This window comes from Flavobacterium sp. RHBU_24, assembly GCF_046613695.1.
In the GTDB taxonomy this organism is placed as follows: domain Bacteria; phylum Bacteroidota; class Bacteroidia; order Flavobacteriales; family Flavobacteriaceae; genus Flavobacterium.
In genome coordinates this window covers 225,015-249,773 of the sequence record NZ_JBKJHD010000001.1, presented here as the reverse complement: position 1 = coordinate 249,773, position 24,759 = coordinate 225,015, and the positions used below count along the sequence as shown (strand labels likewise).

The following is a 24,759-nucleotide window of genomic DNA, read 5'->3' as shown; positions in this document are numbered from 1 at the left end:
AGTTAAAAATCAGCACTATATATTATGCTAACTTTAGTAAAACCTTACCATATATGGAGGCTAATTCTGACTAATTTTGGTGATATTCACCGGTTTTTAACAACGCTATCATATGGAATTAAAAGTACCTCCTTATATCCGCGCCTTTATTATAGGACTGCTAATTATCATGATTGTTTTTTTCATGATAGTAGCAAAGAGCCTGTTGGTGCCACTGCTTATTTCGGGGTACATGGCCATGCTGCTTACCTCATCGTGCAACTGGCTGGAGCGGCATAAAATTCCTCGCAGCATAAGCGCCGCACTATGCCTGCTGGTATTTATTGCTGTACTGGGTGGCATACTGGTATTTATTTATATTCAGGTACGCCAGTTTACTAATGACGTGGGCGGCGACCTGGGCGAAAAAATAAACGGATTTGTTATTACAGGTAATAAATGGGCGAAGGAAAACTTTGGCTTTGACCTGGGGATGCCAAACGGCTTCGAAATGAAAAAAGCGGTAGAGATGGTGGGCCCAGAGGATGTAACACCTACCCAGATGATATTTAACACAATTGATACCATAAGCGACATTGTACTACTGCCCGTATTTATATTTTTCCTGCTTATTTACCGCGACCACCTTGCGGTATTTGTAACTAAAGTATTCAGCAGGCAGAATAACGGGTTTTTGCTTGCCAAACTCACATCCATCCGCAAAATAGTACACGCCTATATAATGGGGGCAGGTAAGGTAATGTGCATATTAGCTGTGGTTAACACAGGGGTACTGCTGGCACTGGGCATTAAGCATGCCATATTCTTCGGGGTGCTGGCAGGTATGCTCAATATAATCCCGTACCTGGGGCCTACGCTGGGTGCCATATTGCCTTTCTTTTTTGCCCTGGTTACAAAAGACAGCCTCTTTTACCCGTTTGCCGTAGTTGTAGCCCTGGCGTTTATACAAATACTGGAAGGCTCATTCCTTACGCCAAAAATTACCGGCAGCAATGTAAACCTTAATGCCCTGGTTACTTTTATAGGCCTGCTTATAGGCGGTGCGATTTGGGGTATTGTGGGCATGATTTTGATTATACCTACCATAGCCATACTAAAGCAGCTTTTTGAGCTTAGCCCCGATACACGCCCGTATGCCTACCTGTTTGGTGAAGAAGACAGCAACTGGTTTAAAAAGCGGAAGCGGCGCAGTAACCGCAGCATAGCCGAAAAAGAAAGGGACGAAGAAACCGATGCCGAAGTAAAGAAAGTAATGGAAAAGGAACCTAAGAATACCTGATGGCCTGGGTAAGCAAATCCATCATGGCAGAAATCTGCCGGCGGGTATTAAACACATGCAGGCAAATCCGCAGGCGTTCCTGCCCGGCAGGCACTGTGGGAGAGAGTATGGGCTTTACCGCATAGCCGGCCCGCTGCAATATCTTTGCAATTTTCTTTACCCTTTCATTACCCGGGATAACAATACAATGAATGGCACTAAAGCTTAGTATAAAAGGCAGGTGGCAGCGCTCTGTCTCACCCTTAAAATACATAATAGTATCGTGCAGGTTAACCAGCAAATCCGGATACTGGCCTATATGGTTATAGCTGCTGTATACCGCGGCAAGCGAATGCGGTGGCAGCCCTGTGGTATAAATAAAACTGCGGGCAAAGTTAGCCAGGTAGGTTTTTAGTTCGGCCGGGCCAAGAACCGCCGCGCCGTGGCAGCCCAGCGCCTTGCCAAAGGTAACAATGCGTGCAAAAACTTCATCCTGCAGGCCATATGCCTGTAGCAGCCCCTCCCCTTTTTCGCCAAAAATACCCACAGCGTGCGCCTCGTCTACCACCAGGCGGCAGTGGTAGCGCCGGGCAGTATACACATATTCTGCAAGGTTAGGCGTATCGCCATCCATAGAGAAAACCGACTCCGTTACAATATAAAGTTCCTGCGCTTTGTGGCGGTAGCGCTCTACCATTTTAAACAGCGCCTCCTTATCGTTATGGGCAAATTTATATACCGTGGCCCCGCTTAGCCGCAGCCCGTCGCGTATGGAGGCGTGTATGTATTCATCATACAATACAATATCACCCTTTTGCGGTACACTGCTAAAAAAGCCCATATTGGCTTCATAACCGCTGTTAAATACCAGCGCGCTTTCGGTTTCGTGTACCTTTGCCAAAAAATCTTCTACCTCATCATACAGCTCGTAATTGCCTGTAAGCAGGCGCGAACCCGTAGCGCCATTTTGTGTGATGCCTTTTTCTTTTAAAAATTGATGCGTTGCCTCAAACAAGGTTTCAGAGGCGGCCAGCCCAAGGTAATCGTTTGACGAAAAATCGGCATCTACACCTACATTACCCAGGGTTCGTAATGAGTTATCGGTTTTGCGCTGGTCTATTTTATCTTGTAAGGCTGTAGGAAACTTCTGCATAGTATAGGCTGATTCTTATCGCTAATTTAACAAAGTTTGCCCGTGTACACACGAAATGTTAAAAAATAATGTTTTAAAAAGAAGCACTTAACGTGGGTGTCCTTTGATATAACGCGTTATTTCGTATGCGATTTATGCTACAAAAATATTTTGTTGTTGTTTATTGAATATTAATTATTGTTTTTCAATAATTAATTTATATTTGCAGTAATCATAATCAAATCTCATGAAGCGTTTAGCATTTTTAAAGACCATAGTTACAATATCGTTTATCCTGTGTATGGTTGCTGTAATCTTCGGGTTGCCCTTTATTCTTTTAGTCGTTTTTTTCCCCGATACCGTACCTTTCAAATTCAACGGGCAGTTAGACGGGGCAGGCCGTGCGCAGGTTATTTTCCTGGTAAGTATGTTTTACCTGGGGCACTGCGTGTTTACTTACGGCATATATAAGTTAAAGGCTACGCTGGAACTTTTCTACAAAAAGGTATTTTTTGATGACCGCGTTATCGCCGCGCTAAACCTTTCCGGAAAGGCATTTATCATCGCAGCTGTAGTGTGGGTGGTACCGCCGTTTTTCTATAAAGTAATAGCTAACGGTGACTTTGAAATGGGTATAGATTTTTCAGGTTTCGGCTCTACATTTTTCAGCCTTAGCATCGGACTGTTCTTTATCGTATTAAGCGAAGTATTTGCCAATGCCAAGCAGTTAAAAGAAGAAAACGACCTTACTGTATAACCATGCCCATAATTATAAACCTTGATGTAATGCTGGCCAAACGTAAGATGCGCAGCAACGAACTTGCTGATAAGGTAGGCATTACCACGGCCAACCTGAGCATACTGAAAACCGGTAAAGCCAAAGCCATACGTTTTAGTACGCTGGAGGCCATTTGCCAAATACTGGACTGCCAGCCCGGCGATATTATGGAGTTTGTGGAGGAGCCGTAAGGTTCTACTTTTTACCGGTTTACCGTACCACCATTACCTTTTTAACTTTGGTTTCGGTAGCATCTTCGGTAGATATAAATATCATATACACACCGGTGCGTACTTTATATTTGCCAAATGCAGTGGTGTCCCACAGTACGGTACCGCCTTCGCTGGTGGCCTCAAAAACAAGGTTACCCTCGATGTCGGTAATTTTTACGTTAGCGCTGTCTGTAAGGTTGCTTATTTTTACATCGCCGTTAAAGTTAGGCCGCACCGGGTTAGGGTACACATATACCTTTGCCAGGTCATCGGCGCCTTCGGTAGACGTGCCTTTAAAAGACACCATACCCCTGTCGGTAGCAAAAAACACTTCGCCGCTGGCGCTGTCTATGGCAATATCGTTAATGTTGTTGCTCGGCAGGGGCGAATTTTCTTTAGTAAAATGGTACAGCGTTTGCTGCCCGTCCGGTGATACCAGGAACGCGCCCGCACCTGCCGTTGCAAACCATTTATTATTGGCGCCGTCTACCTCTATATCGGTTATTGCCTGCTCATACATCAGCTCCTGGGCCACGCCGTCTTCCTCTATAATTACCTGCGATGCTTCGAGTGATGTGTCGTCTATAAAGCGCTGGGTACTATATATTACGCGAAGGCCTTTTACCGTGCCTATCCAGAGCCTGCCGCTAAGGTCTATAGCTAAAGATTTTACGTAGTTAATAGGCAGCCCTTCATTTTCGGTTACCTTTATAAATTTAGGCCCCAGGGTTTCATTGTAAGCTACAAGGCCATAATCTAAGGTAGGTATCCATTTAGTACCATTACGGTCTATAACCATGCGCTCGTAACGCACTTCTTTAACATTTGCAGCACCAAAAACATCTTCAAAGCTGTATTTGCTCCAGGTGTTACCCCTTAATACCTTAAGCGGCTCTTTAGTAAAATGGTTCATTACCCACAGGGCTCCGCTGTCATCAAAGGTAGCACCTATAACCCTAATACTCAAAGAATTATCAACCTGCTGGTTCTCAAGTCCGCTATTTCCCTGGGTATATAAAATTTCAGGTACCATGTCGTTCAGCTTAAGCAGGCCATCATTATAGGCCGAAAAATATACCTGCTTTTCATCATCAGGGTTAATAGTAATATCACTTATCGCCCTTACCTCATGTGTGGTATTTCCCTGATGCCTAAGCGTTTCATACGGAATATTCTCCCATCCGGCATTTGCGGTATACTTACTTACACCATATTTAGCGTCGTTACCCGTATGCTGGAAATTAAAGCCCCCAAAAACCGCCCATAAAGACGTTTTACCTTTTTCAAGCGAAAAGATATTGCTGCGCAAAGGGCCGTTAGGCGTTATATTAAACGCCTGGTATGTGTTTCGGTTAACCGAAAACACACCCTTATCTGAGGTGCCAATGTATATGTTCTGGCCCACGAGGGTAGCTTTTGTAAACACTGCCGGCTCACCTACGGTATTTATCTGCACTTCCTGCTGCAGGCTGCTGTTGTATAACAGCACACGGTTTGGCTGGGTAACCACCATATAGCCGTTTGCTGCCCTAAGATCGTTAATGGTGCCCAAAGGCGCAAACTCATAAGCTACCCCGGTTTCAATACGGTAAAAAGCATTCCAGTCTGCCACGGCAAACACAGCATCGTTAAAAGCAAGGACAAATTTCCAGCCGCCACCAAAAATACTTTGCCACTGGCTAAAATCGTTCAGATTCGGATTTGTAACAGCGGCCCTTCTTACGCCGTTTGCGGTTACTGCATATATATACCCGTTATATACAGCGGTTTGCCTCACAGCTACTGTACTGCCGTTTTCGCCCATATAGTAGGTATCGCCAAAAAGCATTGTTTGCGGATTAAAGGTGGTAATACCAAAATCGCAGCTTATGTATATAATGCCGTTATGTTCGCAAAAGTGGTTTATTTTTTTTACCGAGTTGGGCACGGTAGCCTCCTGTACAATGTCTATTTTAGTAGTAATAGTGCCATCAGTATTAACCACCAGCAACAGGCCATTACTGTTGCCCACAAGTGTTTTTTGGGTAGATGGGCTATAAAAAATAGCTGTGATAAGTTCTGCTTTAAGGCCATCTACAGATGTAATGGTTTTAAGTTCACCAGACGCTACATTTTGTGAGAACACAGCACTCTCGGCAGCGGCATATACACGCCCGTTGTTTTGCGCCAGGTCTACAATATTAGTATACGAGAAATAGCTGCCCCACTGCTGGTTCTGGGCGAAAGCCATACAGGATAGTAATAAAAGAAGGGAGGCGAATCGTAATTTCATTAAAAGCAATTGTTTGCGCAAATATAGCTAAAACGCAGTAATCGTCGTTTTTGTATATCCGTGTAAAAATAGTTGCCTCTAAAGGATGTAAAGTATTGGATAAAAATTTTACCAAGAATAGATTTTACCACAAGGGACACAAGGATTTTTTCACAAAGTACACTATAAAAAACCGCCTACGGCGGAAGGACACAACGCTGTACGGAGCATTGATCTCCAAAGCCTTGTAGCCTCTACCATTTTATTCATACAGCTTACTACGTCAATTCGGGCTTTGCCCTCGTGTGTACTCCTTGTGAAAAAGGCCTTGTGCCCCTTGTGGTAAAAATATTTGCAGCAGAACTTAAGCGTTAAACGCCTGCTCTATATCAGCAATAAGGTCTTCAATGTCTTCAATGCCCACACTAAGGCGTACCAGGTCGTCGGTAATGCCTATTTCCTTGCGTTTAGGTTCCGGTATGCTGGCATGCGTCATTAATGCCGGATGGTTTGCCAATGACTCTACGCCGCCAAGCGATTCGGCCAAAGTGAATACCTCCACACTTTCAAGGAATTTTATGGCATCGCCCTTTTCCCCGCTTTTAAATGTAAACGACACCATGCCGCCAAAGCCGCCCTTCATTTGCTTTTTGGCAATATCATAATATGGGTGGCTTTCCAGCCCGGGGTAAAATACCTTGTCTACCTTCGGGTGGTTCACCAGGTATTCGGCTACCTTTTGCCCGTTGAAGCTGTGGCGCTCCATACGCAGGTGCAGTGTTTTAATACCACGAAGTACTAAATACGAATCCTGCGGACCAAGTGTCCCGCCGGTGGCAAACTGCGCAAAGTGCAGCTTCTCGCCCAGCGATTCGTCTTTAACTACAAGCGCGCCGGCTATAACATCGCTATGGCCGCCCAGGTATTTTGTAGCGCTGTGCATTACAATATCGGCACCCAGATCGAGCGGGCGCTGCAGGTAAGGCGTGGCAAACGTATTGTCTACAGCAAACAGTATGTTGTGTTCTTTGGTTATTTTACCAATCGCCTCAATATCGGCCAGTTTCATCAGTGGGTTGGTAGGCGTTTCTACCCAAACCAGCTTTGTATTTTGGTTGATTAGCGATGTAAACTTTTCGGTATCGTTCATATCCACAAAGTGGAACATGATACCATATTCCTGGTAAATGCGGGTAAACATGCGGTAGGTACCTCCGTAAAGGTCATCCATCGCAATTACCTCATCGCCGGGCTTAAGTAGTTTAAGTACAGTATCGGTAGCTGCAAGGCCACTAGAAAAAGCAAGGCCGCGCACGCCGTTTTCTATGCTTGCCAGGGCATTTTCCAGCGCGGTACGGGTAGGGTTTGCCGCACGGCTGTATTCGTAGCCACTGTGCACGCCGGGGCTCTTTTGCGCAAAGGTAGATGTTTGGTAAACGGGCGGCATTACTGCCCCTGTTGAGGGGTCATGCTGCTGGCCGCCGTGTATGGTTTTTGTGTTAAATTTCATATAAACTTGATTTCCTTTCAATAGTTCCACCGCAAATTTACTGTAATTTAGTGACACCCTTAACCGGTAAGCAACCTTTTGCAAAACAATAACACAAAACGATGACACGCTATATAGCCCTTTTAGCCCTGATACTCACCCTCGCCAGTTGCAAAAAAGATAAAGACGAAACCACCGAAATACCCGTAACTACCGATACGATAGCAGAACCGGCCGTGCTTTCTTTTGACAATAAGATTTACGAAAAAAAATCGACGCTGGGCAAGAAAGAGCCGCGTACCTCTGTAAGCATTGATGTGCCCGAAGCCGTGGGGCCGGGTGCCGACAGCATTAACAATAAGATATTCCGTACGGTGCGTGAGATAGTGCATTTTGGTGAAAGGCCCGCCGATGCAAAAAGCTACAGCGAGGTAATGGCATCGTTTGTAGGCGCTTATGAAGAACTGACTAAAAAGTACCCGGATGAGGATATTGCCTGGGAAGCTAAGGTAGACGGAAACATAGCCTACCAAAACGACAGTATAGTAAACGTGAAATTGACCCATTATGTGTTTGCAGGTGGCGCGCATGGCTATGGTGCTGATACATCACTGCTGTTTGACGCTAAAACCGGTAGGAGTATAAAACCTGATGATTTATTTAAAGACAAAAAAGGTTTTACGGCCCTGGCCGAAAAGAAATTCAGGGCAAAGTATAACATTAAGGGCAACATTAACAGTACCGGGCTATTTTTCCTGGACGAAAAATTTGCCCTGCCCAATAACATTTTTGTTACCGATAAGGGCTACCTGCTGCAATACAACACCGATGAAGTAGCCGCCCACGCCGAGGGGCAAAAAGATGTACTGATTACATATAATGAGGCGAAGCCTTTCCAGGCCCCACCCCAGCCCTCCCCAAGAGGGAGGTAGTAGCTTCACTCTAATGTCTTAATGACACTTATAATCGTTACTATAGAGATATAATTTTCTTCGCCTGAGTGAGAATTCCCCCTTCGGGGGTTAGGGGGCTACAAACTTCCTCAAGTGCATCATAATACCCAGGTGCATCGACTCGTGGTGGTTGTTAAACGCTATAGCATCGGCAACCGTATCCAGCGAAAAACCAAACTCGCTTTTGCGTGCATTGTGGTTGTAAAGAGTCCACTCGCGTAATCATCCTCAGTCTTTTCGGTTAAAGAAAACAACAGGGTTTTCAATTCATCGGCTTCAGCCTGTGTGATATCGCGCTCCGGTTTTGTACCGCGTGCATAGAGGCTAAACAGCACTTCATCTATATTTGCAGGCAGTCCGCTCCCCTTATATACCAGCGATTGCTGCGATACAATAATGTGGCCTATGTTCCATATCAGGTTGTTGTTAAAGCCAACGGGAATTTTATTGAGCTGCTCCAGGGTATAATTCTCAAAATAGACGCTGAAGAGTTCGCGCAGGCGGCGTGTGATTTTAAATTCGGTTTCCATTCAGTTCGTTTTTATTTGAATAAAAGTAAATTTTCTTTCGCAAAGGAACACAAAGAAAGCACAAAGTATGCAAAGAGTTTTTTTAAATTTTGCGATACTTAGCGCCTTGCCCGAGAGACTTTACGTATCACAAAAAGTAATTTTCACAATATTCCACAAAGCTGTTCAACTTTGTGTCCATTATGTAAAAAACATGTAAAGAATCTTTCCTTTAAGAATCTTTCTGTAACGGCTTCGCAAAAAAGATTTATATTTGTGAATTATAACAACAAACAGCAAAAAAGTTACAAAATGGCAACACTTACCGATGTTTTCGGCATACAAAGCGCCCTTACCCAACTGGGGATAACTGAAATAAATAAAGGCACCTCAACGGGGCTTGAAAGCTTTGCCCATGGCGAACTGCTAAGTTCCTATTCACCTGTAGACGGTTCGCTTATAGCAAAGGTAACCGTATCTACCCCCGATGATTATGAGGCCGTAATGGTAAAAGCACAAGAGGCCTTTAAAACCTGGAGGCTGGTACCCGCGCCAAAGCGTGGCGAAGTAGTGCGCCAGATGGGTGAAGCCCTTCGAAAATATAAAGACCCGCTGGGGCAGCTTGTTTCGTTTGAAATGGGCAAAAGCCTGCAGGAAGGCCTGGGCGAGGTACAGGAAATGATAGACATCTGCGACTTTGCCGTGGGCTTGTCGCGCCAGTTATACGGCCTTACCATGCACAGTGAGCGCCCTGAGCACCGCATGTATGAGCAATGGCACCCGCTGGGCATAGTAGGTATTATATCGGCGTTTAACTTCCCCGTAGCCGTATGGAGCTGGAACGCCATGCTGGCCCTGGTGTGCGGCGACGTTTTTGTATGGAAGCCATCTTCTAAAACTCCGCTATGCGCTGTAGCCTGCCAGAACATTATACAAAGCGTGCTTAAAGACAACAACCTGCCGGAAGGGGTGTGCAACCTTGTAACCGGCGAAGACTGTAACGAACTTATAAATAACGACAAGCGCATCCCTATGATATCGTTTACAGGCTCTACCCGTGTGGGCAGGCACGTAAGCCAGGTAGTGGCAGGGCGTTTTGGCAAAACCATACTGGAGCTGGGCGGCAACAACGCCATTATAGTAAGCGAGCATGCCGATATTAGCATGGTGCTTGTGGGTGCGGTGTTTGGCGCCGTGGGTACTGCAGGCCAGCGCTGTACGACCACGCGCAGGCTTATCATCCACGAAAGTGTATACGACAAAACGGTTGAAGTGCTTAAGAGTGCTTACAGCCAGCTGAGCATAGGCAACCCGCTGGACAGCAACAACCACGTAGGCCCGCTTATTGATAAAGCAGCGGTGGATGCCTACCTTACTTCTATCGACAAGGCCAAAGCCGAGGGCGGCACCGTGCTTGTAGAAGGCGGCGTGCTTACCGGCGAAGGCTACGAAAGCGGCTGTTACGTGAAACCGTGCATCATCGCTGCCGAAAACCATTTTGAGATAGTGCAGCACGAAACTTTTGCGCCAATTTTATACGTAATGAAATATACCCATATTGAAGAGGCTATCGAACTGCAGAACGGTGTCCCTCAGGGGTTATCGTCTTCTATATTTACCAACAATATGCGCGAGATGGAGCTGTTCCTGAGCCAACAGGGTTCAGACTGTGGTATTGCCAATGTAAATATAGGCACATCGGGTGCTGAGATAGGCGGTGCCTTTGGCGGAGAAAAAGAAACCGGCGGCGGGCGCGAAAGCGGCTCTGACGCCTGGAGGGCCTACATGCGCAGGCAAACCAACACCATAAACTACGGCAGCAAGCTGCCGCTGGCGCAGGGCATCCGTTTTGACCTGTAACAACAATTATATTCAGCAATACTAAATCCCGCCGCATGCGGGATTTGTTGTTTAATAACTTATTTCAAGCATTTGCTTTTCGGCACCCTTCCTGCCTAAAAAGAATATGCTTCCCGGCACGGTTATGCCCCTTGCGGTCATATAAGGGCCTATACTGCTTTCGTCGTCAACAAGCTTTTCGTATTTAAGGTTTCCGTCTGAGGATATATTCAATACCGTAAGGTCGCTCTTGTTATTGTTGCCCCTAAATCTTGGGTTTCCGGCATCATTAAGCTTGATATCTTTACTCACATTAATAAAAAGCGACAAAATGTTATTTTTATACAAGGGTGTATAAGAAAGCCTGGCATCATTAATATCACCTGATGACTGTTCTTTCTCTACATCTTTCACCCATACTACATTCCCCGAGGCATCAACTTTTGTACAGATTATATTATCAAAGTGATAGGTTACATATCCGCCAGCGCTTACCATACCTGGCCCGGCGGTATTTTGCGTTTCAACTTCGTAATATTCTTCACCGGTTAATATAAAGCTGTCATCATCGGTCAATACCGCATTTTTAAAGAGCAGCGCTTTATTATAACGCGAACTGAACCAGCCTCCTGTCTTGCCTTTTTTAATTTCTTCTGTAAAAGGAGTATGTTTAACTTGCTGAAGGCCCAGCCCAGCCCCGTCAATTTTGAAGAAACTAACCCCATCAAACCATTTACTTTTAGGTTCGATATAAAAGCCAGCACAAATAATGGCATTATCTTTTTTAATCAATTTAAGGTTTTCGTATGCCCTTAACTCATTTACAAATGAACCGCTCCGTTCCCCGGCAGCCGAAATTTCAGTAATCTGGCAATCTGCGGGGTTTGTTCGCTTGTCATCATAGTCTCCCATGGTAAGCAGGTAAACCGTTTCGCCGGCATTAAATACGCCTATGGTACTAAGGGTATACTCTTTTTTACCCAGTCCTTTTACTGCTGTATGCTCTATCTTTTTACTAAGCTTATTGTCAAATGAATATATCTTATAATATTTTTTATCCCTGCCCCTTATATTAAGCATTATAGCAAAGGCATCATTTTCTGAAGTCTTTAAAAACGCTATTGCCGACTTCTCGTCAACATGGTTTTCGCCTTTATAAAAAAGTTTTCCCAAGGCTATCTTCCCCATATCGTCTAATTCGCCCCTGTCTATGCTAAAAAGTGTTGTATCAGTATATTTTGCACTTTCAAAATTAATGCTGTGCGCAATGCACTGATATGCCTTTTGTTTCACATTATAAAAAAACTCTATAAAACTAAAGGTATCAGCATGCGATACCACACCCAACAGTAACTTATATTTTTGATAGGTTTTGTTTTCCTGCGGATAGTCTATGCTTTTAACCAGTTTCATGCCGGCATCGTAACGTTCAACGTAATAACCTTCCGCTGAAGATAATATACCCCCTTTGTAAGACCGCCCCACATAGCAACCTCCTTTTGAATCGTCCTGGGCAAATACTACATAAGTTTCACGGTACTCATCTCTAAAAACATCACTCGCACGGATTTTAAAAACCGGCTCCTGGGCATAACAATTAAGAACAATAATAAAGCTAAAAATTGCAAAAAATGATTTCATGGTACTGGCTTGTTGATAAGCCAAAGTTATAAAAATTAACAATATAGCCTTAACATAGTATAACATTGCGTTGGGATAAATTAAGCATTTGAAGGGTTACCTTTATGTACTAACTAAAAAAGAATGCATTATGAAAAAAGCAATATTATTTTTAGCGTTCATCGGAGCGGTATCATTTTCCTGTTCTGATGACGACGACCAGGTAAATACCGAGCCGTGTACCACTATTGTAGTAAACGGGCTCGAAGTAACGGTTAAAGATGGTGCGGCGATTTTAACCAGCGGTATAACCGTTACTGCCACCGATGGCGATTACATAGAGCAGCTAACCCCGTCTGATGTATCGGGTGCTTATAAAGGTGCCGACGAGCGTGCGGGCGACTATATTATAACCGTAACCGGAGATGGTTACCAACCCTATACGTCCGAAACAATAACCGTGGAAGCCGACGAGTGCCACGTAATAACAGAAGAACTTACGGTAAATCTTTCCCCTATGTAATTATATTGGGGATTAACAATAAACCTAAAAAGCTCCGGCGCCTTACAGCATCGGAGCTTTTGTATTATAGGCCCAACTTAGCGTATCATGAAAAAATCACCTCCCCGGGAAAACCGGCTTGCGTTTTTCTATAAACGCCGTTGTGCCTTCCTTAAAATCTTCGGTACCAAAGGCCTGCCCAAAACCGCGTATTTCCTCGTTATAGCCTTCTTTAACAAAGCCGGCATTTACCGCTGTAATAGCCTTACTTATGGCAACCGGCGAGTTTTTTGCTATTTTTTCGGCAATAGTTTTTGTAAAATCTAATAGTTCTGCCTGCGATACTACGTGGTTTACCAGCCCCCAGGCTTTAGCATCTTCCGCAGGTATCATACCAGCTGTCATTATCATTTCCATAGCACGGCCTTTGCCTATAAGCTGCGGCAGGCGTTGCGTACCGCCATAACCGGGTATTACCCCCAGCGATACTTCCGGCAGGCCCATTTTAGCATTATCGCTCGCTATACGGAAGTGGCATGCCATTGCCAGCTCTAATCCGCCGCCCAACGCAAAACCGTTTACAGCCGCTATAACCGGTGTGCCCAGGTTTTCTATAAAATCAAACAACAGGGTTTGCCCCAATGCTGCAAGCTTCTCGCCTTCTTCCTCGGTAAAGTTTGCAAATTCGGCTATATCGGCGCCGGCCACAAAAGCTTTTTCTCCACTGCCGGTAATGATTATCACTTTTACATCGGTATCCGCATCAAATGCAGTAATGGCGTCGTTAAGTTCGTTTATGGTGGCACGGTTAAGCGCGTTCAGTTTGGCAGGCCTGTTTATGGTAATGGTGCCAATGCCGTTCTCTGCCGATGCCAGTAGGTTTTCAAAACTCATAGTTTTTATATTTTAGGTAGTAATCTGTTCGTTAAAGTCATCACCGCTGCTGTGTATTATGGGCAGCGAAACATAAAATGTAGTACCCTTGCCCACTTTACTTTCAAAGCTTATGGCTCCGTGGTAGTTCTCTACAATGTTTTTTATAATACCAAGCCCAAGGCCCATACCGCTGGTTTTGGTAGTAAATTTCGGCTCAAAGATGTGGCTCTTATCTTCTACGCTTATGCCCTTGCCGTTATCGGTAACGGTAATTTTTGCCCGGTCGCCCTCGCGGTATACGCGTACTTCTATCTGCGGGTTTTCCTGGGTTTCGCCCATGGCCTGGGTAGCGTTTTTAACCAGGTTGGTAATAATCCGTATCAGCTGGGTGCGGTCCATACGGGTTATAATAACGGGTTCATCGGCGTGGAAGGTAATATAACCCTCGGTAAATATTTCCAGCGCCAGCTGCACAATCTTCACCAGGTTAATGGTTTCATTTTGCTGCGCGGGCAATGACGCAAAGTTGCTGAACGCCGATGCTACCGACGTCATGGTGTCAATCTGCTGTATAAGCGTGTTGCTGTATTCGGCCAGCTTCTCTTTAATGTTTGGGTCAGCAGGGTCAAACTTTCGTTGGAAGCTCTGCACGGTAAGGCGCATGGGCGTGAGCGGGTTTTTTATTTCGTGTGCTACCTGCTTTGCCATTTCACGCCAGGCCTCTTCACGTTCCTTTTGGGCGAGGAGGGCGGCGCTTTCGTCAAGATCGTCTACCAGGTTGTTGTAAGCGGTTACAAGCAGGCTTATTTCCTGTGGGGCGTCGCCCATGTGTATCTTTTCGTTTACTTCGTTAAGGCGGGTTTCCTTAAGGCGGTCAGACACTTCCTTGATGGATTTGGTTATATAGCTGCTCAAAAAGTAGGCTATTATAACCGATATGAGCATCATAAACGAATATACCTGTATAAAGCGGGTAATAAAGTTGCTTATCTCCTTTTCATAATAGCCGTCGTCTTCTATATAGGGCAGGTTGAGTATGCCCAGCGGCTTGAATTTAGTATCTTTTATATAGCTGTAAGAAGATCTGAACTTTTTGTTATCGGCGGTGGTTTTAAGGTCTACAAAGCGCTTTTCTGCCGTAGAGCGGATGATGCGCAATATGTACATGGGGATGTTCTGGTTGATGGTATCTACCGAAAAGGCTGCCTTTGATGATTTGAGCAGATTGCCATCGAGGTCATAAATATTAATTTCCGTTTCGTGGATGTTTGCCAGTTCATGGATGCGCTCCCTGAAAATGAGCGGCAAATTTTCGGTGTTAAGCGGGTACGTGGTGGTAGAAAGCACGTAGCTGATATGCTCTTTAATTGAATTTTCTTTGCGCTCCAGGCGGTCCTGGTGGTACTCACGGGCTTCTTTTTTAAACTGGTAAATAGAAACGATAGCGATAAGGAACGACGCGATAAGGGTAATAAAAATGAGGGAAAGAAATATTCTTACCCGCAGCGACCACCGTTTTATCCTGAATTGTTCTTTCATGCTTTAAGAGCCGTTCTTTTCCCTTATACGTTTATAGAATTTGTACCCCATCATTAGCAATATGCTAAACAGGATAATGCCTATTACGCCAAATATCCAGTTGACGGCATTCTTTAAAATTACCAAAAAAACCACGGCAAACAAAATAATCGTAGCACCTTCGTTCCACAACCGCATAAAGCCCGTGGTGTGTTTAACGTCATCGCGTTGCAGCTGGCTGAATATGCGGTGGCAGTTGTAGTGGTACAAAAAAAGTAACACCACAAAACCCAGCTTTACATGCATCCACGGCTGGGATAGCCATTCGGGCATTAGGCACAGCAGTGTAATGGCAAAAATAGTTGCCAGTACCGCACTGGGCCAGGTAATGATGTACCACAGCCGGTAGCTCATAAGCTTGTATTGGGCAATGAGTATTTCTTTTTCCGGCGAAGGCTTGCTGTTAGCCTCTATGTGGTATACAAACAGCCGCACAATATAAAACAGCCCGGCAAACCAGGTAATGATAAAGATAAGGTGCAGCGATTTTATGTAATTGTAATATTCCATTTAAGATATCTGATTGGTATGATTATAGTTCCCTAACTTAATCACTCATTTTTTATTCTAAAAAAAACGTCTTGTCTTGCAGACCAGTCTATAAATTGAAACTCATTTTTTTCACAAAAATCGCGAAATCTATTTTCAATTTCAACTACAAGGCTTTTTACATCTTCTATTACATTTTCTAAATTGACATTGATGATTTCTCCCTTTCTATTAACGGTATGCAATAAAAGGTCGATTATTTCAGGGCTTTCTAAATTAATCTCTGGGACAGTTTGTTGAGCTGCTCGGCCGGAAATCCAGTTTCCACTAACAAGCTGACAAAGTTCAAATTTTAAAGTATTTTTAGTTTTATATACCCATGATATGACTCCATAAAATGGAAGCTCATTTTCTAATAGAGCCTTTTGAATCCGTTCATCTAAATGTTGATATGTATTCCTGAAATCTTTTAAATATGATAGATGACCAACAATTTCATTTTCTTTTTCCCATGGTAATCTTTTACAAATATTAGATAATCTAACTGTTTGATCAATTATTGACCATGCGTATCCAAAGACAGATGGTAAATGTTTATTTGATGTTCCATAAGATAACTCCAAAATATTTGCCATAAGTTGATGATGCGCATGCTCAATAATCTCACAGGTAAATCGTAAAGAATCAAAAATAAGTATATCTTTTCGACCAATTTCTTTCGGTAGACGTTTGAGAGGTGAACTTGTTTCTATAAGTTTAATCATAATATCTATTTTCTAACTTTTCAATTCCCTTACCATCTCCCTCTTCAGGAAGATGCCCGTAACCAGCGTGCTCAGCACATCGGCTATAGGGAATGCAACCCACACTCCAAAAATACCAAAAAACTGCGGCAGTATAAGTACCAATGGTATTAAGAAAAAGCCTTGTTTGGTAAGCGTAAGCAACAGTGCCTTAGTGGCCTTGCCTGCCGCCTGAAAATAGGCCGCGCCTATAAGCTGCACCGCGATAATGGGCGATGCCGCAAATACCCACCGCAGTGCGCCGGGTGTTTCTTTTATAATTTGGGCATCGGTAGTGAATATTGATACTATAGGCCGGGCAAACACCATGATTACCACAAATATCAAAACAGCCAGCCCCCCCGCATACAATATAGAAAGGCGGATGCTTTGGCGCACACGTGCCTTATTGTCTGCACCGTAGTTGTAGCCGGCAATGGGCAAAAAGCCCTGGGTAACTCCCAGTACAGGGAATAAGGCAAACATGAGCATACGGCTTACTATGCCGTAAATGGTAATGGCGGCCTCGCCACCCTGTGCAAAAAGCGTATGGTTTAGCAGCACATTAAGCACACTGATAACCCCCTGGCGGGCAAAGGTTACAAAACTCATAGAGAGTATCTCCCCCGATAATTTTTTATCCCACCTGAAGCTGCTCCAGGTGAGGCGCAGTTCGCTGCGGTAGATAAAAAACCACAGGACATATAAAAAACTCAGGACAAATGATGACCCTGTGGCAATAGCCGCTCCTAACACACCCATATTAAGCACCTTTATAAAAAGCACATCAAGCAGCAGGTTAGCCACCGTGCTTATTATCATGCCTACCATGGCATGCCTGCTTTTATCTTCGGCACGGATAACGTTATTGCCCATCATGATTAGCGCCTGAAACGGCACCGCCAGCACCATGGGGAAAAAGAACTCTTTAGCCGGCGCGGTAATTTTTCCGGCTGCGCCAAAGGCATATAATATCTGGTCGCTAAACAGCAGGCCTGCAACCACAAAAAGGCTGGCTACAAGCAGTGTCATCATCAGCTGGTGGGCAAAGGTGGCACGGGCTTTATCTAAGTCATTGCTGCCCAGCGCGCGCGAAAGTACCGAGCTTCCCCCTACCCCTACCGCCATGCCCAGCGATGATATAAAAAACGTAATGGGCATAACTACCGAGAGTGCGGCTATGGCCAGCGAGCCTATCCAGCGGCCTACAAAAATGGTATCAATAAGCACGTTAACGCTCATAAACAATATGCCTACCGAACTGGGTATGCTTTGCTTAATGAGCAGGCTTTTAATGTCCTTTTCCGCAAGGTCGTTAGAGGTTAATTCCATTTAGGCTACCGGCATTTCGGCATGGGCCCATTCATTTATCCAGTTGGCCACTACGCCTACCCATTCATCGCCATCATTAAGGCAGGGCACGGCCAGGAAGTTTTCACCACCGTTCTCTTTAAAATCTTCATTGGCCCGCATGGCTATTTCTTCCAGAGTTTCAAGGCAGTCGCTTACAAACGCGGGGGTTACCACGGCAAGGTTTTTAATACCGTTTGCGGGCATTTTGTTTATCTCCACATCCGTATAGGGTTCCAGCCATTTGTCGCCGGCCAGGCGGCTCTGGAAGGTAAGGCTGTATTTATCTTTTGGCAGGCCAAGCCGCTCTACCACAAGTCGGGTGGTTTCATAACACTGGTGGCGATAGCAAAATTTGTGCGCAGCACTTTCGGTAACGCAGCAGCTGCCGTTTATCTTGCAGTGCGATTTGGTTACATCTGTTTTGCGGATGTGGCGCTCGGGTATGCCGTGGTAGCTAAACAGCAGGTGGTCATACTCAAAGCCATCAAGGCCTTTTTTGATAGAATTGGCAAGCGCCGTGATATAATCGGGTTTGTTGTAAAACGCCGGCACATCGGTAAAACGCATGTGGGGGAATTTCTTTTTGCGTATCTCCTCCGCCTTTACCAGTATGGTTAGCGTTGAGGCCATGGCATACTGCGGGTACAACGGAAAAAGCAGTACATCGGTTACACCCTTGTCGCTCAGTTCCTGCAACCCGTTTTCTATAGAAAGGCTGCCGTAGCGCATGGCAAGTGATACCGGTACATCGCTTAGCGGCGTAACTTTGTCCTGCAGCCTTTTGCTAAGCACGATAAGCGGCGAACCTTCGTCCCACCATATCTTGGCATACGCATGCGCCGATTCCTCCGGCCTTTTGCGCAGTATAATACCGCGCACCAATAAGGCACGTAGTAGAAACGGCACGTCTATAACGTACTTATCCATTAAAAACTCGTCAAGGTACGGCTTTACATCTTTTGCTGTTGGGCTGTCTGGCGAACCAAGGTTTACTAATAATACTCCTTTCATATTTGTTTTATGTGTGTTTGCGCCTGCTTTAATTATCAAAAACCATGCAGGGATTTTTTTTACCAACCTGCAAGGTTTCCAAAACCTTGTAGGTTTAAATTATTATTCTAACGTTAATTGTTCATTTATTAAATCGTTCTTTTGATAATGAACGTATTCGTAATTTTGTCTATCTTCAAATAATCTTAAAACGTCCTCCCTTTTCAGCTTGGTATCTTTTTCCGACAAGAAACTAGTGTATGATGAATATCTAAACGTAGAGAAGTCAAGGTCAAAATGATGCTTTGGATTAAGATGAATATAAACAATTACCTGTTTTAAATAATCCTCATTATCAATCCTAATTCTCCGGAAATGCTTTTCAAATAAGCTACCTGTTCTTCCAATAGATTTATTCATTGCCTTAGCATAGGCATTAAACAAATTTGAAAGCTGCTGTGTTACAACTTCACCTTCTTCCCTGATGCTTAACAACAGGTGAAAATGATTGTCCATTAAGCAATAAGCATAAACATCACCGCTTTCGTTCATATATTTATCAAGCAAACTTAAAAAATACCGCTTGTTTTCATCCGATAAAAATATTGATTCGCCATTTATACCTCGATTATAAATGTGATACATGTTATCTTTTGCTAACGGTTCTAATTTCACATCCTGAAAAGTTATTTGTTATTTTTTTTACACCTACAAGGTCTTTGAGACCTTGCAGGAGGTCAATCGGCACCGGGACGAGGCCCTTACACCTTCTCAATACTCATTAAATACTTCTTCGGCGTGGTGCCAAATTTCTTTTTAAACGCTGCTATAAAATGGCTGGCGGTGCTGTAGCCTATGCGCAGACCTACTTCGTTAACGTTATACGACCCGCTGTCCAGCAGTTTGCGGGCGTAGTCCATCTTGTAGTCAAAGAGGAAACTGTACACGCTGTCGCCATATATCTGGCGGAAGCCCATTTTAAGCTTCTTCAGGCTGATGCCCACCTGCTCGCTAAGCTCTTCCAGCCCCGGCGGTTCGGCCATATTCGCAATGATAATGTCTTTCGCCCTGCGTATTTTTATCACGTTTTCCTCATCTATCAGGAACGGGCACTGTTCCGCATTAGGGTCTTCGGCGCGGTTAAAGTACAGGCTCAGCAGTTCGTATACTTTACCTTTAAAGTACAGCTTCTTAATGCTGGGGTGCAGGTTAAAATGAAACAGCTGGCTCAGCACTATGGCCATAGATGGGTTTATGGTATCGTCTTTATAATATTTCCTGTCAATATTTTCCGGGCTCAGAAATGGGATGTGATCTGCCTGTTCAGAGAAAAATCCATGGAATTTTTTTATAGAAACGAGCACGGATATCACCCAGCTGTGGGGTGCTACTTCCAGGTGCAGTGGCAGTGCGATTTGCGGGTTGTACAGGAAAAGCGAAACCTCCTCACGAAGGTCGAGCGCGTAGCGGCCCTGGTTAAAAATAAACTTCCCCCGGCCCTTTACCCCAAAGTGGAATTGTATGAGCCCAGTGTCTACGTCCCTTGTAAAATGGGCGGTTTCATCGCTGTTGTTCTCAAACTTCAGTACATAAAAACCGTCTTCTATCATTATCTCCTCATGAGAACCCATAGCGGTATTTTTTGGTATGCCAAAAAGGTTGAAGCAGTTATTTTTTATTTAGAATTGTTCTAAACTAAACCGTTGCAAGGCATTGATTTCACTGCAAAGTTAGCGATTTTAGCCAAAAAATAACGCTTGAAGGCCAAAATATCCCGTAGCGACATAAATAGGTCCTGAAGCGTTACTTTTTAAAAGTGTGTTGTTATACTTTTGTTAAACTTTTTAGTGTATATGGATAATAATAATAGCGCGCACAGGCATTTGTACTTTTATGCTGTAGGACTTAGTTATCGCAAGGCCGATGCCGGGGTACGGGGTAAATTTAGCCTTGACGCAGCAGCCAGGGCAGCCCTGTTACAACAGGCTTCCGCCGAAGGCGTAGAAAGCATGATAGTGGTGAGCACCTGTAACCGTACCGAGATATACGGGTTTGCAGAGCACCCGTTCCAGCTTATAAAATTAATGGTAGACAACAGCCGCGGCTCTGTAGAGGAGTTTCAGCGCGCTGCTTTTATATATAAAAACAACGAAGCTGTAGACCATGTGTTCCGCGTGGGCACGGGGCTGGACAGCCAGATACTGGGCGACTTCGAGATTATCAGCCAGATAAAAACAGGCTTTACAGAAAGCAAGAACCATGGCCTGGCCAATGCTTTTTTAGAGCGCCTGGTTAACAGCGTAATCCAGGCCAGTAAGCGTGTAAAAAACGAAACCGAACTGAGCAGCGGCGCTACATCGGTATCCTTTGCGGCGGTGCAATACATTATGGCAAATGTTGAGAACATCCAGAACAAAAATATACTGCTTTTTGGTACCGGAAAAATTGGCCGCAACACCTGCGAGAATTTGGTGAAGCATACCAAAAACGACCACATTGTGCTTATAAACCGCACTAAGGAAAAGGCCGAAAAAGTAGCCGGCAAGTTTAACCTGGTGGTTAAGGATTATGACCTGCTTCCGCTGGAGGTGCCCAAAGCCGATGTGCTTGTAGTGGCTACCGGCGCACAGCTGCCCACTATAGACAAAGATATTTTAGCGCTTAACAAACCGCTGCTGATACTGGACCTTTCGGTACCAAAGAATGTTGACGAAGATGTTCTGGCCCTGCCAAACGTTACGGTAGTACATCTTGATGACCTGAGCAAAATAACAGACAGCACCCTGGAAAACCGTAAAAAGCATATTCCTGCTGCCGAGGCCATTATAACCGAGGTAACGGAAGAGTTCAACGAATGGACAAACGCACGCAAGTTTGCCCCTACCATAAATGCGCTAAAGGAAAAACTGAATACCATTAAAGACAATGAGCTGGACTTTCAGCGTAAAAAAATAAGTAATTTTGATGAGGAGCAGGCCGAGATCATCAGCCAGCGCATCATCCAGAAAATTACCACCCATTTTGCAAACCACCTTAAAGACCGCGACACGGTAGTGGATGAAAGCATAGAGTGGATAGAAAAAGTTTTTAAGATAAGCCCCCTGGCCCCCGAAGGGGGAACTTCCAAAACCGTATACAATGAATTTAAATAGCGGATCAACTCCCCCTTCGGGGGGTGGGGGGCTTATCAGGATTGGCACACGCGACAGCGAACTTGCCCTTTGGCAGGCACACACCGTAGAGCGCCAACTGAACAATTTAGGTTATACTACCGAAATTGTAGCTGTAAAAAGCACCGGTGACCTGATACTCGACGTACCGCTGTATGAACTGGGCATTACCGGTATTTTTACCAAAACCCTTGATGTGGCCATGATACGCGGGGAGGTAGACATCGCCGTGCACAGCATGAAAGATGTGCCTACCGCATTGCCAAAAGGCATAGTGCAGGCCGCCGTTTTAGAACGTGCCAATGTAGACGATATATTAGTACACAAGGGCAACCCCGATTTTTTTACCGATGCCGCCATAATCGCAACAGGCTCTCTGCGCCGGCAGGCGCAGTGGCTTAACCGCTACCCCCACCATACCGTGACCGACCTTCGCGGCAACGTAAACACACGCCTAAAAAAACTTGATGATAACGAATGGACCGGAGCCATTTTTGCCGCTGCAGGGCTTGAGCGTTTGGGGTTTCTTAACGACAAGAGTGAAGTTCTGAGCCCCTCCTTTGGAGGGGTTGGGGAGGCTCTCGACTGGATGATACCTGCCCCCGCTCAGGGTGCCATGGTAGTTGTAGCCATGGCAAGCGATGCTTTTTGCCGTGAGGCTCTGGCCAAACTAAACCATAAACCTACCGAAGTTGCCACACATATAGAGCGCCAGTTCCTTAAAAAACTGGAGGGTGGCTGTACGGCCCCCATAGGTGCGCTGGTAAGTTCTATTGATGATGAAATACGTTTTGAAGGCGTTTTGCTTTCTATCGACGGGAAGCAGAAATTGCATATTGAGAAAGTTATTCCCGCTAACGGCGATGTAGAAAACCTTGGGAATATCTGCGCCGAAGAACTATTACAAAATGGCGGCGCCGAACTGATGTCCGAAATCCGTAACCAACTCGGTAAATAATGGTGTACCGTGTGCTCTCTACCAAAAAGCTGCAGCCCAACCAGAAGCTGTACCTGCTTAACGCGGGGCTTGCGGTAGTGGAGGCTGATTTTATAGGTATTGAATATAAGCCCTTTGAAATAACCGATATTGCTAATAACCTTATCTTTACCAGTGCAAACGGGTTTAGGGGTTTTTTAAAACATGCAGACAGTAAACTGTTTACAGGCAATATAGTATTTTGTGTAGGTGATAAAACAAAAGAGCTGATAGAACGCCACGGCTTTACGGTTACGGCTGTAGCCAATGATGCAGAGGCTTTGGCAGAAATTATAATAAGAGATTATAATAATAGAATGTTTACATTTTTTAGTGGAAGCATGCGCCGCGAAACATTGCCGGACGCTTTGGCGAAAGCCAATATACCGCTTACTGAAACACAGGTATATGACACGGTGCTTGCGCCCCAAAAGATAAACACCCCGGTAGACGCGATATTGTTTTTTAGCCCCTCGGCAGTGCAGGGTTATTTGGTTGAAAATACTATTACAGATGAAGCCTGCTTTTGCATCGGCGCCACAACCGCTGCTGCTTTAGAGGGTATTACCGATAAGATTGTCATTGCCCACAAGCCGAGTGTGGAGAATGTTATTGTGCAGGTACGAAGTTATTTCGCAAAGTTTCACGAAGAAGGCACAAAGGAACACAAAGAATAGACGTTTTGTCATTGCGAGGAACGAAGCAATCTCATAAAGAAGCCAAACAATAATTATGAGATTGCCGCGCTCCGTTCCTCCGCTCGCAATGACAGGCGCCTGAACATGCCGAGAGGTTGTAGTTACAGCAATCGTGGCTTCCTGCAAGGTTTTAAAAACCTTGTAGGTATTTATTAAGTAGAAATTAAAAAAAGTTAAACCTACAAGTTTTCAAAAACCTTGCAGGTTGGCAAAAAAATAAAAACATGAGCATAAAAAACGACCTTTTTTTAAAAGCATTACGCAACGAACCCGTAGAGCGCCCACCGGTATGGATGATGCGCCAGGCAGGCAGGTATTTACCCGAATTCAGGGCACTACGCGATAAGTATGACTTTTTTACCCGCTGCCAGACCCCGGAGCTTGCTGCCGAAATCACGGTACAGCCCATCCGTATCGTAAAGCCGGATGCCGCCATATTGTTCAGCGATATATTGGTGGTACCGCAGGCCATGGGCATTGAAGTGCTCATGAAAGAGAGCGTGGGGCCGTTTTTGCCCAACCCGATACGCACGGTGCAGGATGTAGAGAGGGTTATCGTCCCGGACATCCATGAAACGCTGGGGTATGTAATGGATGCCATAAAGCTGACCAAGGAAATGCTGAACGACGAGGTGCCGCTTATCGGTTTTGCAGGTTCACCATGGACGATATTTTGCTATGCGGTAGAGGGAAAAGGCTCTAAGAGTTTCGATACTGCAAAAGGCTTTTGCTTTAGCCAGCCGGAAGCCGCTCACGTATTGCTACAAAAAATAACCGACACCACCATAGCCTATCTTAAAGAGAAAGTAAAAGCCGGTGTAAATGCCGTGCAGGTGTTCGACAGCTGGGGCGGCATGCTAAGCCCTGTTGACTACCAGGAGTTCTCGTGGAAATACATCAACCAGATTGTAGAAGCGCTGGCGCCCGAGACGCACGTTATCGTGTTTGGTAAAGGCTGCTGGTTTGCGCTTAATGAAATGGGCCAGAGCAAGGCTTCGGCACTGGGTGTTGACTGGACGTGCAGCGCACGCAACGCCCGTTACCTGAGTGGCGGCAGGATAACGCTTCAGGGTAATTTTGACCCAAGCAGGTTATTATCACCGATACCAACCATCAAAAAAATGGTACACCAGATGATTGATGAGTTTGGCAAAGACAATTATATAGTAAATTTAGGCCACGGAATTTTACCGAATATACCGGTAGACCACGCCAAAGCATTTATAGATACAGTGAAGGAGTATAAACAGTAGGCCATGTTCAGTCGCAGTAGGGAGTAGCTTCACCCGGACTGAAAACTGTAA

General features: G+C 44.9%; 23 protein-coding genes. 10 read left to right on the top strand and 13 right to left on the bottom strand.

Translation table 11 applies throughout. From position 1 onward, the window contains the following. Positions 1-112: 112 nt before the first annotated feature. Positions 113-1,279, top strand: a complete 1,167-nt coding sequence (locus ACLI09_RS01170; RefSeq protein WP_411417747.1) for an AI-2E family transporter — start codon at positions 113-115, stop codon at positions 1,277-1,279. On the opposite strand, the gene ACLI09_RS01165 is transcribed toward ACLI09_RS01170, so the two are convergent. Then, positions 1,266-2,411 carry an aminotransferase class I/II-fold pyridoxal phosphate-dependent enzyme gene (locus ACLI09_RS01165; protein ID WP_411417746.1) on the bottom strand — a complete coding sequence of 382 codons (1,146 nt, stop codon included), beginning with the start codon at positions 2,409-2,411 and terminating at the stop codon, positions 1,266-1,268. The genes ACLI09_RS01170 and ACLI09_RS01165 overlap by 14 nt on opposite strands. Positions 2,412-2,637: 226 nt before the next feature. Between ACLI09_RS01165 and ACLI09_RS01160 the strand changes: the two genes are divergently transcribed. Both ACLI09_RS01160 and ACLI09_RS01155 read left to right on the top strand, forming a co-directional pair. Then, positions 2,638-3,147, top strand: coding sequence for a DUF2975 domain-containing protein (locus ACLI09_RS01160; RefSeq protein ID WP_411417745.1), 510 nt, complete (start codon positions 2,638-2,640; stop codon positions 3,145-3,147). Between the two features lie 2 nt (positions 3,148-3,149). Next, entirely contained in the window at positions 3,150-3,359 is a 210-nt protein-coding gene (locus ACLI09_RS01155; RefSeq protein ID WP_411417744.1) for a helix-turn-helix domain-containing protein, read from the top strand. Positions 3,360-3,378: 19 nt separating this feature from the next. Here the strand turns inward: ACLI09_RS01155 and ACLI09_RS01150 are convergent, their stop codons facing one another. After that, positions 3,379-5,652 carry a T9SS type A sorting domain-containing protein gene (locus tag ACLI09_RS01150; RefSeq protein WP_411417743.1) on the bottom strand — a complete coding sequence of 758 codons (2,274 nt, stop codon included), beginning with the start codon at positions 5,650-5,652 and terminating at the stop codon, positions 3,379-3,381. Positions 5,653-5,995: 343 nt separating this feature from the next. Continuing rightward, positions 5,996-7,141, bottom strand: a complete 1,146-nt coding sequence (locus ACLI09_RS01145) for a cystathionine gamma-synthase (protein WP_411417742.1) — start codon at positions 7,139-7,141, stop codon at positions 5,996-5,998. Between the two features lie 101 nt (positions 7,142-7,242). On the opposite strand from ACLI09_RS01145, the gene ACLI09_RS01140 reads away from it, so the two are divergent. Continuing rightward, positions 7,243-8,052 (top strand): PdaC/SigV domain-containing protein, encoded by an 810-nt coding sequence (locus ACLI09_RS01140; protein WP_411417741.1) that lies wholly within the window; start codon positions 7,243-7,245, stop codon positions 8,050-8,052. A gap of 161 nt (positions 8,053-8,213) precedes the next feature. Here ACLI09_RS01140 and ACLI09_RS01135 read toward each other — a convergent pair whose 3' ends face one another. Next, a complete protein-coding gene (locus ACLI09_RS01135) occupies positions 8,214-8,603 on the bottom strand; it encodes a DinB family protein (protein WP_411417740.1) in 390 nt (129 codons plus the stop codon). A 291-nt stretch (positions 8,604-8,894) separates the two neighbouring features. On the opposite strand from ACLI09_RS01135, the gene ACLI09_RS01130 reads away from it, so the two are divergent. Further along, positions 8,895-10,442, top strand: a complete 1,548-nt coding sequence (locus ACLI09_RS01130; protein ID WP_411417739.1) for an aldehyde dehydrogenase family protein — start codon at positions 8,895-8,897, stop codon at positions 10,440-10,442. Between the two features lie 51 nt (positions 10,443-10,493). Here the strand turns inward: ACLI09_RS01130 and ACLI09_RS01125 are convergent, their stop codons facing one another. Further along, positions 10,494-12,062, bottom strand: coding sequence for a hypothetical protein (locus tag ACLI09_RS01125; protein ID WP_411417738.1), 1,569 nt, complete (start codon positions 12,060-12,062; stop codon positions 10,494-10,496). 130 nt (positions 12,063-12,192) lie between these two features. Here ACLI09_RS01125 and ACLI09_RS01120 point away from each other — a divergent pair, with 130 nt between their 5' ends. Further along, positions 12,193-12,564 (top strand): carboxypeptidase-like regulatory domain-containing protein, encoded by a 372-nt coding sequence (locus tag ACLI09_RS01120; RefSeq protein WP_411417737.1) that lies wholly within the window; start codon positions 12,193-12,195, stop codon positions 12,562-12,564. Between the two features lie 96 nt (positions 12,565-12,660). Here the strand turns inward: ACLI09_RS01120 and ACLI09_RS01115 are convergent, their stop codons facing one another. The 8 genes from ACLI09_RS01115 to ACLI09_RS01080 form a co-directional block, all read right to left on the bottom strand. Continuing rightward, positions 12,661-13,437, bottom strand: a complete 777-nt coding sequence (locus ACLI09_RS01115) for an enoyl-CoA hydratase/isomerase family protein (RefSeq protein ID WP_411417736.1) — start codon at positions 13,435-13,437, stop codon at positions 12,661-12,663. A 12-nt stretch (positions 13,438-13,449) separates the two neighbouring features. After that, entirely contained in the window at positions 13,450-14,958 is a 1,509-nt protein-coding gene (locus tag ACLI09_RS01110; protein WP_411417735.1) for a sensor histidine kinase, read from the bottom strand. A 3-nt stretch (positions 14,959-14,961) separates the two neighbouring features. Further along, the gene (locus tag ACLI09_RS01105; protein WP_411417734.1) at positions 14,962-15,507 is read right to left on the bottom strand and encodes a CopD family protein; all 546 of its coding nucleotides are present in this window, start codon (positions 15,505-15,507) and stop codon (positions 14,962-14,964) included. A gap of 41 nt (positions 15,508-15,548) precedes the next feature. Continuing rightward, positions 15,549-16,250, bottom strand: coding sequence for a hypothetical protein (locus ACLI09_RS01100; protein ID WP_411417733.1), 702 nt, complete (start codon positions 16,248-16,250; stop codon positions 15,549-15,551). A gap of 12 nt (positions 16,251-16,262) precedes the next feature. After that, entirely contained in the window at positions 16,263-17,600 is a 1,338-nt protein-coding gene (locus ACLI09_RS01095) for an MATE family efflux transporter (protein WP_411417732.1), read from the bottom strand. Beyond that, the gene (gene hemH / locus ACLI09_RS01090; RefSeq protein ID WP_411417731.1) at positions 17,601-18,632 is read right to left on the bottom strand and encodes a ferrochelatase; all 1,032 of its coding nucleotides are present in this window, start codon (positions 18,630-18,632) and stop codon (positions 17,601-17,603) included. A 102-nt stretch (positions 18,633-18,734) separates the two neighbouring features. Continuing rightward, positions 18,735-19,286 carry a transposase gene (locus tag ACLI09_RS01085; protein WP_411417730.1) on the bottom strand — a complete coding sequence of 184 codons (552 nt, stop codon included), beginning with the start codon at positions 19,284-19,286 and terminating at the stop codon, positions 18,735-18,737. 86 nt (positions 19,287-19,372) lie between these two features. Beyond that, the gene (locus ACLI09_RS01080; protein WP_411417729.1) at positions 19,373-20,242 is read right to left on the bottom strand and encodes a helix-turn-helix transcriptional regulator; all 870 of its coding nucleotides are present in this window, start codon (positions 20,240-20,242) and stop codon (positions 19,373-19,375) included. 222 nt (positions 20,243-20,464) lie between these two features. On the opposite strand from ACLI09_RS01080, the gene hemA reads away from it, so the two are divergent. From hemA to hemE, 4 genes are all read left to right on the top strand, one after another. Further along, positions 20,465-21,763, top strand: coding sequence for a glutamyl-tRNA reductase (gene hemA, locus ACLI09_RS01075; protein WP_411417728.1), 1,299 nt, complete (start codon positions 20,465-20,467; stop codon positions 21,761-21,763). Beyond that, the gene (gene hemC / locus ACLI09_RS01070) at positions 21,750-22,739 is read left to right on the top strand and encodes a hydroxymethylbilane synthase (RefSeq protein ID WP_411417727.1); all 990 of its coding nucleotides are present in this window, start codon (positions 21,750-21,752) and stop codon (positions 22,737-22,739) included. Before hemA ends, hemC begins: the two co-directional genes overlap by 14 nt. Beyond that, positions 22,739-23,434 carry a uroporphyrinogen-III synthase gene (locus ACLI09_RS01065; RefSeq protein ID WP_411417726.1) on the top strand — a complete coding sequence of 232 codons (696 nt, stop codon included), beginning with the start codon at positions 22,739-22,741 and terminating at the stop codon, positions 23,432-23,434. The genes hemC and ACLI09_RS01065 overlap by 1 nt, the downstream gene beginning before the upstream one ends. 245 nt (positions 23,435-23,679) lie before the next feature. Next, complete coding sequence (gene hemE, locus ACLI09_RS01060; protein ID WP_411417725.1) at positions 23,680-24,708, top strand: uroporphyrinogen decarboxylase; 1,029 nt, start codon at positions 23,680-23,682, stop codon at positions 24,706-24,708. Positions 24,709-24,759: the final 51 nt, after the last annotated feature.